The sequence below is a fragment of the Pseudomonas sp. Sample_16 genome (assembly GCF_004307665.1).
Lineage (GTDB): Bacteria > Pseudomonadota > Gammaproteobacteria > Pseudomonadales > Pseudomonadaceae > Aquipseudomonas.
The window spans coordinates 37,842-47,937 of sequence record NZ_RCOB01000109.1 but is presented as its reverse complement, the minus strand read 5'-3'; the positions used below and the strand labels follow the sequence as shown (position 1 = coordinate 47,937).

The window sequence follows — 10,096 nt, the reverse complement described above, 5'->3', positions numbered from 1 at the left end:
CCGTTTCGACGGATTAATCCCTGCGGCTACGCCGGGCTGGCGATGACCCAGCTGAGCGATCACGCAGGATCGATTGAATTTGCCGAGGTAAGTGCCCGGCTGCGCGCGCAGCTCGTCAAACACCTCGACTATGCTGAGCAGACGACCCTAACGGGCGGAATCGACTGATATGACTACTGATGCAGTGCAAACCATGATCCCGACGCAGGATGTTACCGAGCGTCCGGCCCCGCGTGCCAAGGTTGAAGCCGGCGTTAAGCTGCGCGGCGCCGAGAAGGTTGCACGCATCCCGGTGAAGATCATTCCGACCACCGAACTGCCGAAAAAGCCTGACTGGATCCGCGTGCGCATCCCGGTATCCCCGGAAGTCGACCGCATCAAGGCGCTGTTGCGCAAGCACAAGCTGCACAGCGTGTGCGAAGAAGCGTCCTGCCCGAACCTGGGCGAGTGCTTCTCCGGTGGCACCGCAACCTTCATGATCATGGGCGACATCTGCACCCGTCGCTGCCCGTTCTGCGACGTCGGCCACGGCCGTCCGAAGCCACTGGACGTCAACGAGCCGCAAAGCCTGGCCATTGCCATCGCCGACTTGCGCCTGAAATACGTGGTGATCACTTCGGTAGACCGCGACGACCTGCGTGACGGTGGTGCCCAGCACTTCGCCGACTGCATCCGTGAAATCCGCAAGCTGTCGCCAAACGTGCAGCTGGAGACGCTGGTCCCGGATTACCGTGGCCGCATGGACATCGCCCTGCAGATCACCGCCGCCGAGCCGCCGGATGTGTTCAACCACAACCTGGAAACCGTGCCGCGCCTGTACAAGGCTGCGCGTCCGGGTTCGGACTATCAGTGGTCGCTGACCCTGCTGCAACGTTTCAAGCAGATGATGCCGCACATTCCGACCAAGTCCGGCCTGATGCTGGGTCTGGGCGAAACCGATGAAGAAGTCATCGAAGTCATGAAGCGCATGCGCGAGCACGACATCGACATGCTGACCCTGGGTCAATACCTGCAACCTTCGCGCAGTCACTTGCCGGTCCAACGTTTCGTGCACCCGGACACCTTCGCCTGGTTCGCCGAGGAAGGTTACAAGATGGGCTTCAAGAACGTCGCTTCCGGTCCGCTGGTACGCTCGTCGTACCACGCCGACGAGCAGGCGAAGCTGGTCAAGGCCGAGCTGATGTCGTCCTGATCTGCTGAAAAGAAACAAAATCCGCCCGCAAGGCATCAAGGCTTGCGGGCGTTTTTTTTGGCATGCCCACGGCCACTGGCGTTTTTTCCTGCAACCTGCGGGGCGACGATCCCTCTTCTGTTTGTCCCCGTTCCTGACTACTGTGTGCTCAAGTGTTCACGCAGGGAGATTCACGGATGACCGTTCGACCGACTCACACGCTTTGTCCTCACACCCCGGTTCCGGCCTTGCCGTCGGAAGGGGTGATCGCTGTCATTGCGCCTGCCGGGCCGGCACCGCTGGACACGGACAAAGCCGTGCAATGGATGCGCGCCCGCGGCTATACGCTAAAGGTGTTTCCGGGCGTCTATGAGCGGGACGGCTACCTCGCCGGGAGCGATGATGTGCGCCTCAATGACTTGCACGCGGCGTTCGCCGACAGCGAAGTCGACGCCATCATTTGCTTGCGCGGTGGTTATGGCACGCCGAGGTTGCTCGATCGCATCGATTTCCAGCTGCTGCGCAGTAACGCCAAGCCCTTCATCGGCTACAGCGACATTACCGCTTTGCACCTGGCTATCAGTCGCTACGCGGGATTTGTGACATTTCACGGCCCGTTGCTCAACGCCGATCTGCTGGGTGGCCGGCAAAAGCCGACCGAGCCTTCTTTTTTCAACATGCTGCGAGGGCAGGTCAAGGCGGGTAGCTTATTGGCCCATCCGGCGGCCTATCCCTTGACCACGATTGAACCAGGCATCGCCCATGGGCGTTTACTGGGGGGCAATCTGTCGATGATCGCCGCGACCATGGGCACGCCCTACGAAATGGATGCCGAGGGCGTCATTCTGTTCATTGAAGACATCAACGAGCCGCTGTATCGCATCGACCGTCTGCTGACTCACCTGCGACTGGCCGGCACGCTGGGCAAGTTGCGTGGGGTGTTGGTGGGTGATGTGGCGGGGGTTGAGGTGCCGGCGCTGGAGCAGTTGCTCAAGCAAATGTTCGGGCCGTTGCGGATTCCGGTGTTGTCCGGATGGCGCAGCGGTCATTGCGATCCGAACCTGACGCTGCCGATGGGGGCGCTGGTCAGGCTGGATGCTGGGAACAAGGAGTTGGTGGTGGAGCAGGATGTGGTGATCAAGCCTTAGGTGCTTGTCGCCTGATAGACAGCTTTCGCGGGCAAGCCTCGCTCCTGCAGGTTGCGAAAACCCTGTAGGAACGAGGCTTGCCCGCGTTGATTTCAGCGGTTGCGCAAACCTTCCAGCAACTTGTGCGTCGGGTATCCGTCCGCCGGCCAGCCAAACGACTGCTGGGCACTGCGAATCGCTTTGCGGGTGTTGGCGCCGATTATGCCGTCGGCGGTACCCGCATCGTAATTCTGTGCGCTCAGCAGGTTTTGCAGCTCGATCCGCTCAGTTCGGCTCAGCGGCAAATCGTCCTTTGGCCAAGTGCCGCTGATCAGGCCCGCGCCATTGAATCGCTCGGACAACAGGCTGACACCCAGGGCGTAGGACGATGAGTTGTTGTATTTGAGAATGGCGCGGAAGTTGTCCAGCACCAGGAAGGCCGGGCCACGGTAGCCCGCTGGTAGCAGCAGCGCTGCGGACAAGTGTTCGGAACCTGCCGGGACCTGGCGGCCGTTGGGCAGCGAGACGCCCAGTTGCTGCCATTCGGCGACGCTCTTGCGGATTGTGCCGTCGGCCAGCACGTAGTTGAAACTGCCCGGCAATTGCACTTCAAAGCCCCACGGTTGGCCTCTCTGCCATCCGGAGCTTTGCAGATAGTGCGCGGTCGAAGCCAGGGCGTCGGTGGCGCTGCCCCAGATGTCGCGTCGGCCGTCGCCATCGAAATCCACGGCGTGAGTGTTGTAGGTGGTCGGGATGAACTGGGTCTGGCCCATGGCGCCAGCCCAGGAGCCGAGCATTTTTTCTGGCTCGATATCACCCTGTTGCAGAATTTGCAGCGCAGCAATCAATTGCGCGTGGGCGAATCCTGGGCGACGACCTTCGTAAGCCAGGGTTGCCAACGAATTGATAACTGACTTGCTGCCCTGGAACTGGCCGAAGTTGCTTTCCATGCCCCACACGGCAACGAGGGCCTGACGATCAACGCCATAACGCTGTTCGATGCTCTGCAGGATGTCGGCGTACTGTTCGACCAGTGCCTGGCCTTTGCGAACCCGCAGCGGCGACACGGCGCCATCGAGGTATTCCCACACCGGTTTTGCGAATTCCGGTTGGCTGCGATCGGCACGAATCACGCTGGAGTCGAGGCTGACATTGGCAAAGGCGCGGTCGAACAGGTCGGCACGAATGCCGGCGGCCAGGGCATCCTTGCGGAAACCTGCCTGCCATTCGGCGAAGGTCTGGGTCGGCTGGATGTCGAGGTTTTCACCGTTCGGTACCACCGGCGGTACAACCGCGGGGGCGGTGGCGACTGGCAGGGTCTTCAATGGCTGGGCGTCGGCGGCGGTGGGTTTTTCCGCGCAGGCGACTAGCAAAACGAGGCTGGAGGCAGCAATCAATTGGCGCAGGTGCCAACGACGGGAAAGACAAAGGGGCATGCACGGGTCCAGGGAAAACGGATCAGGTGCAGACCTTAACATGTTGAGCGGATGCATGCCTTTCAGGCTGCCAGAAAGTAAGAAGCCTCCCAGCTTTTAGACTGGAAGGCTTCGCGGCGGTAGCTGCCTTTGCCCTTGCCGGCTCGTTCCTGACGGCTGCGGAACAATGGCTGGGCGATGATGGATTTGGCCTTGTTGGGGCCGCGTTTGGACGGCTTTTTGCTCATGATGGACTCTCGCAAGTAAAGGTTTTTTGCGGGGCAAATCATCGGCTCAAGCGAGGCTTCTGTCTAGTCCCTAGGTTGTGCAGGAAATGTGAATCGTGGCGAGGGAGCTTGCTCCCGCTCGGCTGCGCAGCAGTCGCAAATGGGCAAGCGGGGCTTTTCTGAAGAAACGCGATGGGTGGACTGGGGGCGCTTCGCAACCCGGCGGGAGCAAGCTCCCTCGCCACAAAAGCGTTACTCGGCAGGCAACGTCAAACGCTGGCCAGCCATCAACAGCGTCAACCGACTCAAGCTCATCCACGGCGAACCCGCCGCCTGGCCCTTGATCTGCGCGTCGATGCGTTGCGCTTCCAACAGCAACTGCGCCCAACGTGGCGCCGAGTAGCGTTGCAAGGCTTTGCTCATCAGCGGTTTACGTTTGTCCCAAACCGGTGGTTTGGCCTGGCTGAAGGCTTTGTCCAGCGGCGTACCCTGGCTGTATTGCAACGAAATGTTGGCCAGCAGTCGCAGCTCGCGAGCCAAAGCCCAGAGGATCACCGGCGGCTCGACACCTTCACCGCGCAATCCTTCGAGCATGCGCAGGGCGTGGGCGGCCTCGCCGTTGAGGATCGCATCGGTCAACCCGAAGACATCGAATCGCGCACTGTCGGCTACCGCAGCCTGCACGGTTTCGACCGTGATTTGACCGCCCTCGGCCATCAGCTTGAGTTTTTCGATTTCCTGGGCCGCCGCCAGCAAATTGCCTTCGACCCGTGCGGCAATCAGTTCAACGGCGTCCTGGCTGGCAGACAAGCCAGCCTGGGACAAGCGCTGACGGATCCAGCTCGGCAACTGGCTGACATCCACCGGCCAGATTTGCACGAACTGGGTCTGCGCGCCTTCGACCAGTGCCTTGCCCCACTTGGTTTTCTGCGCACTGCCGTCGAGCTTGGGCAGGCTGATCAACAGCAGCGTGTCTTCGGCCGGCCGTGAGCAGTACTCGATGAGTGCGGCAGCGCCTTTATCACCGGGCTTGCCTGAGGGCAGGCGCAGCTCCAGCAGGCGCTTTTCGGCGAACAGCGACATGCTCGCACCGGCTTGCAGCAACGTGCCCCAGTCGAAACTGGCGTCGGCGGCGAACACCTGGCGTTCATCGAAACCCTGTTGACGGGCGGCGGTGCGGATGTCGTCGGCGGCTTCCTGGCACAGCAAGGGGTCATCGCCGCTGATCACATAGACCGGCGCGAGGGCACCTTGCAGGTGTTTGGCGAGTTGGGCGGGTGCGAGTTTCATAAGAGAGGGCGAACGGGGCGCCTGAGCGCCCCGCAAGTCTTACTGCTGCGGCAGTTCGATAGGCGACTGACGCGGGGTTTCCGCTTCAGCCTTCTGCGCCGCTTCCAGCGCGGCGGCTTCGGCCTTGGCCTTGGCTTCGGCAGTCTGTTGCAGTTGGGCCAACTGGGTCGGCGTGATCTGCTGCAAGCGCAGCATCATGCGTTGCACCAGCTCGCGACGCATTTCCTTGCGCGCATCGGCGGCTTCCTGGTCAGACCCCACCAGGTTGTTGCCATCGTGGATGAAGACCTTCTGTACTTCGAGCTTGTCGTCGATCAGCGACAGGTTGCCCTGGCTGAGGATCCTGTAGCTGAGCACGGTGTTCAACTGATACTCGCCCGTACGACCGGCGCCGGCATAGCTGAGGATGCGCTGGGATTCCTGTTCGTCGGCCAGGAACAGCTTGTAAGGCGCGCCGCTGTAGACCTTGACGCCGCTGCTTTGCAGAACCTGGCGCAGTTGGGTGACGGTGTCGCCGTAAGCGTTACGGGCGCTCAGGTCGAGTTCCGTGATCGCCAGTTCGGTGGTGCCGGTGCCGCGCAGCTGGAAACCGCAGGCGCTCAACAGGACCGCGAGGCCCATCACCAGCAAGTTGCGTTTGATCATTGTGTTGCTCCCCTTGAAACCATGTGGGCCGATCATGCGGCCCGAAAGGTTTTACTCAGCGCCAGGCATGGCCTGGCGCCCGATCCAATTAGCTGGCGACGATGTTGACCAGTTTCCCGGGCACCACAATCACTTTACGAATGGTCAGACCATCGACAAAGCGCAGCACGTTTTCGTTGGCGCGTGCGGCGGCTTCGACTTCTTCACGGGTCGCGGTGGCCGGCATTTCGATCTGGCCCCGCAGCTTGCCGTTGACCTGAATGACCAGCGTCAGGCTGTCCTGCACCAGTGCGCTGTCGTCCTGTACCGGCCAACCGGCGTCGATCACAGGGTCAGCGTGACCCAGCTGATTCCACAGCTCGTGGCTGATGTGCGGTGTGATCGGTGCCAGCAACAGCGTCACGGTTTCCAGGCCTTCGTGAATCAGTGCCCGATCCTGTTCGGTGGCTTGTGCGGCTTTTTCCAGAACGTTCATCAGCGTCATCACCTGGGCGATGGCGGTGTTGAATTTGTGGTTCTGGCCGACGTCCTGGCTGGCTTGCTTGATGGCCAGGTGGATCGAGCGACGCACGGCTTTCTGTTCGTCATTCAGGCTGGCAACGTCGAGTTTGCCCGGCAGGCCCTGGCTGACATGTGCCTGAGCCAGACGCCAGACGCGCTTGAGGAAACGGTGCGAACCTTCCACGCCGGAGTCGGACCATTCCGCGCTCATGTCGGGTGGCGAAGCGAACATCATGAACAGGCGGCAGGTGTCTGCGCCGAACTGGTCGATCATCGACTGTGGGTCGACGCCGTTGTTCTTTGACTTGGCCATCTTCTCGGTACCGCCGATTTCCACCGGCAAACCGTCGGATTTCAATTTGGCGCTGATGACCTTGGCTTTGCTGTCGCGTTCGAGTTCAACGTCCGCCGGGTTGAACCAGGTGTAAGCACCGTTGGCTTCGCGGCGATAGTACGTCTCGGCGATCACCATGCCCTGGGTCAGCAGGTTCTTGAACGGCTCGTTGGAGCTCACCAGGCCTTCGTCGCGCATCAGCTTGTGGAAGAAGCGTGCGTAGAGCAGGTGAAGAATCGCGTGCTCGATACCGCCGATGTACTGATCCACCGGCAACCAGTGGTCGGCCGCCGATTTTTCCACCAGGCCACCTTCAAAGTGTGGCGAGGCGTAGCGCGCGTAGTACCACGAGGACTCGACGAAGGTGTCCATGGTGTCGGTTTCACGCTTGGCAGGCTGGCCGCATTTCGGGCAGCTGCATTCGTAGAACTCGGGCATGCGCGCCAGTGGCGAACCGGCGCCGTCCGGTACGACATCTTCCGGCAGCACGACGGGCAGTTGATCTTCCGGTACCGGAACGTCGCCGCAGGCCGCGCAGTGAATGATCGGGATCGGGCAGCCCCAGTAGCGCTGACGGCTGATGCCCCAGTCGCGCAGGCGGAATTGGGTGCGCGAGGCGCCCAGTGATTTCTTGATCAACGCCACTTCAATCGCGTCGAAAGCGCCGGCGAAGTCCAGGCCGTCAAACTCGCCGGAATTGATCAGCGTGCCGTGTTCGCCATAGGCGTCTTGCCATGGCGCCGGGTTGGTGTCGCCAGCGCTGGTGCGCACCACCGATTTGACCGGCAGGTTGTACTTGTGGGCGAATTCGAAATCGCGCTCGTCGTGGGCCGGAACCGCCATGACCGCACCATCGCCGTAGTGCATCAGTACGTAGTTGGCGACCCACACCGGCAGTTTTTCGCCCGTCAGCGGGTGCTCGACGAACAGGCCGGTCGGCAGGCCTTTCTTCTCTTGAGTGGCAACGTCGGCTTCAGCCACGCTACCGCCCTTGCATTCAGCGATGAACGCTTGCAGCTCAGGGTTGTTCTGTGCGGCCAGGGTAGCCAGGTGGTGCTCGGCAGCCACAGCGACGTAAGTCGCGCCCATCAAGGTGTCCGGACGGGTGGTGAATACCTTGAGTGTGCCGACTTCGCCGATGGAATCGACGTTGTACGGGAATTGCACTTCCATGCCGCGGGACTTGCCGATCCAGTTGCGCTGCATGGTCTTGACCTGTTCAGGCCAGCCCGGCAGATCATCGAGACTCTCCAGCAGTTCATCCGCGTAGGCGGTGATCTTGAAGTAGTACATCGGGATTTCGCGCTTTTCGATCAGCGCGCCGGAGCGCCAGCCGCGACCGTCGATTACCTGTTCGTTGGCCAGTACCGTCTGGTCGACCGGGTCCCAGTTCACGGTGCCGCTTTTCTTGTAGATCACGCCTTTTTCGAACAGGCGAGTGAACAGCCATTGTTCCCAGCGGTAGTAATCGGGTTTGCAAGTGGTCACTTCACGCGACCAGTCCACCGCCAGGCCCAGGCTGCGCAGCTGGTTTTTCATGTAGGCGATGTTTTCGTAGGTCCACTTGGCGGGCGCTACGTTGTTCTTCATCGCGGCGTTCTCCGCCGGCATGCCGAAGGCGTCCCAACCCATCGGTTGCAGAACGTTCTTGCCTTGCATGCGCTGGTAGCGGGAGATCACGTCGCCGATGGTGTAGTTGCGCACGTGCCCCATGTGTAGCTTGCCGCTGGGGTAAGGGAACATCGACAGGCAGTAGTAAGTCTCCTTGCCTGGCTGTTCACTGACTTCAAAGGACTTTTGCTCGTCCCAGAACGACTGGGCGGCGGCTTCGATTTCACGGGGCTGATATTGTTCGTGCATGGCTACTTTTTGAACTGAATAGGGGTGGCCTAATCCTCTTCAATGCGACGCTGGACGGTAAGGGCGCCAATTCGGCGTTTCCTTGCCCAGACGAGCTGGAAGTGGAGTTACAGGAAGCGCCGTAGCATACATGACCGTGCTCTATCGAGGGAAACCCTGATTGCTGCCACGCGTCTTGCGAAAAACGCCGCGAGGGCCGTTGGTCGCGGCGCTCAGCCGGTTTGTTCATGGAAGCTAAGCTCTAACTGGGGAGTAGGTCTTATCTTCCAATGAGGTGAGGGATGGTTGAGTCACGACGCAAAGCTACAAAACCGGAGTTGTACGAAAGACTGATTGATCGTCTTGGATTGGCCCTGGAAGCGGCGAAAACCGCAGGCCGGTTGCGTGATGAACGTCCGCTGGAGCTGGAATTGCGTGGTTTGAGCCCCGCTGAGTTTGCTTTGGTCAAGGCGTATCTGGATCGCAGTGAGCGTGAGACACACGGATGCTTGTCCGAGGCAGTAAAGCAACTCGACGCACCACGCTCAGCCAAGATTATCTGGCTCAAGGACAAGGTACCTGGCAGAGACGCGGTAAAGGTCCGGTCTATGCAGTTCAAGTAGGTATCGAGCCATGCTCCAGGGTTTTTTGAAGCATAGTCCTTGCGTATTCATTGTCGCACTGCATCAACCCACTTAGGCTTCGGGCATCTTTATGGAGATGCTCGATGCCTTTTCGTTATTTCGTGAAACAACTTCTCTTGCCGCCGGGCCTTCTGTTGCTGCTGCTGGCGCTTGCCTGGTGGTGGCGCCGCTCCAGACCAAAGTTGGCTGCCGTGTGTTTTGCCTTGGGTTTTGGCGGCTTCTGGCTGATGAGCTTGCCGATTTTCGTGCAATGGAGCGCGGCACTGCTGGAGCGAGAGCCGCCGCTGGCGCTCAGCGAATGGGCAACACTGGCGCAACACGCTGATGCGATTGTGGTGCTGGGCTCGGGGCGCGAGCGCGGTGATTCGGCTTGGGGCGCCGATCAGCCGACCGGGGTGGGCCTGGAACGTCAACGCTATGCCGCGCGGCTGGCCAAAGCTTCAGGCCTGCCGATCTTGACCAGTGGCGGTTTGCATTACGGTACGCCACCCACCGAGGCCCAATTGATGGCTGACTCCTTGCGCGATGATTTCGGCGTGTCGGTGCGCTGGCAGGAAGGTCGTAGCCGCACGACCTGGGAAAACGCGCAGTTCAGTGCCCAGGTGCTGTTACCCGTAGGGGTCAAGCGCGTGGTGCTGGTGACTCACGCCTGGCACATGCCGCGAGCAGCCTGGAGTTTCCGCAAGGCCGGGTTTGAGGTGGTGCCGGCACCGATGGGCTTTTTGGGAACGGACAACGCCCGACCGCTGGGTGGCTGGTTGCCAGAGTTCAAGTCGATCTGGCAGAGCGGGCAGATGATGAACGAGGCGGTGGGGCAGGTGGGGTATTCGTTGTTTTATCGATAGGTCTATCGATTGACAACCTGTGGCGAGGGAGCAAGCTCCCCTGCCACAAAAGCCCTTT

Annotated in this window: 9 protein-coding genes and 1 pseudogene; 5 read left to right on the top strand and 5 right to left on the bottom strand. The window is 60.7% G+C overall.

Translation table 11 applies throughout. From position 1 onward, the window contains the following. From D8U69_RS16210 to D8U69_RS16200, 3 genes and pseudogenes are all read left to right on the top strand, one after another. A pseudogene (locus D8U69_RS16210) lies at positions 1–168 on the top strand (octanoyltransferase); the annotation flags it as partial. Positions 169–193: 25 nt separating this feature from the next. Continuing rightward, complete coding sequence (lipA, locus tag D8U69_RS16205; RefSeq protein ID WP_162250583.1) at positions 194–1,192, top strand: lipoyl synthase; 999 nt, start codon at positions 194–196, stop codon at positions 1,190–1,192. 176 nt (positions 1,193–1,368) lie between these two features. Beyond that, positions 1,369–2,319 (top strand): LD-carboxypeptidase, encoded by a 951-nt coding sequence (locus tag D8U69_RS16200; protein ID WP_130903859.1) that lies wholly within the window; start codon positions 1,369–1,371, stop codon positions 2,317–2,319. A gap of 92 nt (positions 2,320–2,411) precedes the next feature. On the opposite strand, the gene D8U69_RS16195 is transcribed toward D8U69_RS16200, so the two are convergent. The 5 genes from D8U69_RS16195 to leuS form a co-directional block, all read right to left on the bottom strand. Next, positions 2,412–3,734, bottom strand: a complete 1,323-nt coding sequence (locus tag D8U69_RS16195) for a lytic murein transglycosylase (RefSeq protein ID WP_130903858.1) — start codon at positions 3,732–3,734, stop codon at positions 2,412–2,414. Between the two features lie 62 nt (positions 3,735–3,796). Continuing rightward, entirely contained in the window at positions 3,797–3,961 is a 165-nt protein-coding gene (gene arfA / locus D8U69_RS16190; RefSeq protein ID WP_130907713.1) for an alternative ribosome rescue factor ArfA, read from the bottom strand. Between the two features lie 231 nt (positions 3,962–4,192). Further along, entirely contained in the window at positions 4,193–5,230 is a 1,038-nt protein-coding gene (gene holA / locus D8U69_RS16185) for a DNA polymerase III subunit delta (protein WP_130907712.1), read from the bottom strand. A 39-nt stretch (positions 5,231–5,269) separates the two neighbouring features. After that, positions 5,270–5,875: an LPS assembly lipoprotein LptE gene (lptE, locus tag D8U69_RS16180; RefSeq protein WP_056855902.1), complete on the bottom strand. Its 606-nt coding sequence runs from the start codon at positions 5,873–5,875 to the stop codon at positions 5,270–5,272. A gap of 88 nt (positions 5,876–5,963) precedes the next feature. After that, on the bottom strand, positions 5,964–8,570 hold the full coding sequence (gene leuS, locus D8U69_RS16175; protein ID WP_130907711.1) for a leucine--tRNA ligase: 2,607 nt from the start codon (positions 8,568–8,570) through the stop codon (positions 5,964–5,966). Positions 8,571–8,851: 281 nt separating this feature from the next. Between leuS and D8U69_RS16170 the strand changes: the two genes are divergently transcribed. Continuing rightward, positions 8,852–9,172, top strand: coding sequence for a hypothetical protein (locus D8U69_RS16170; RefSeq protein WP_056855795.1), 321 nt, complete (start codon positions 8,852–8,854; stop codon positions 9,170–9,172). Between the two features lie 104 nt (positions 9,173–9,276). Then, complete coding sequence (locus D8U69_RS16165) at positions 9,277–10,038, top strand: YdcF family protein (RefSeq protein ID WP_130907710.1); 762 nt, start codon at positions 9,277–9,279, stop codon at positions 10,036–10,038. Positions 10,039–10,096: the final 58 nt, after the last annotated feature.

What these genes read in the sequence shown, in the direction of transcription:
- lipA (WP_162250583.1), top strand. Translation starts at nt 194, where the DNA reads ATGATCCCGACGCAGGATGTTACCGAGCGTCCGGCCCCGCGTGCCAAG.
- D8U69_RS16200 (WP_130903859.1), top strand. Translation starts at nt 1,369, where the DNA reads ATGACCGTTCGACCGACTCACACGCTTTGTCCTCACACCCCGGTTCCG.
- D8U69_RS16195 (WP_130903858.1), bottom strand. Translation starts at nt 3,734, where the DNA reads ATGCCCCTTTGTCTTTCCCGTCGTTGGCACCTGCGCCAATTGATTGCT.
- arfA (WP_130907713.1), bottom strand. Translation starts at nt 3,961, where the DNA reads ATGAGCAAAAAGCCGTCCAAACGCGGCCCCAACAAGGCCAAATCCATC.
- holA (WP_130907712.1), bottom strand. Translation starts at nt 5,230, where the DNA reads ATGAAACTCGCACCCGCCCAACTCGCCAAACACCTGCAAGGTGCCCTC.
- lptE (WP_056855902.1), bottom strand. Translation starts at nt 5,875, where the DNA reads ATGATCAAACGCAACTTGCTGGTGATGGGCCTCGCGGTCCTGTTGAGC.
- leuS (WP_130907711.1), bottom strand. Translation starts at nt 8,570, where the DNA reads ATGCACGAACAATATCAGCCCCGTGAAATCGAAGCCGCCGCCCAGTCG.
- D8U69_RS16170 (WP_056855795.1), top strand. Translation starts at nt 8,852, where the DNA reads ATGGTTGAGTCACGACGCAAAGCTACAAAACCGGAGTTGTACGAAAGA.
- D8U69_RS16165 (WP_130907710.1), top strand. Translation starts at nt 9,277, where the DNA reads ATGCCTTTTCGTTATTTCGTGAAACAACTTCTCTTGCCGCCGGGCCTT.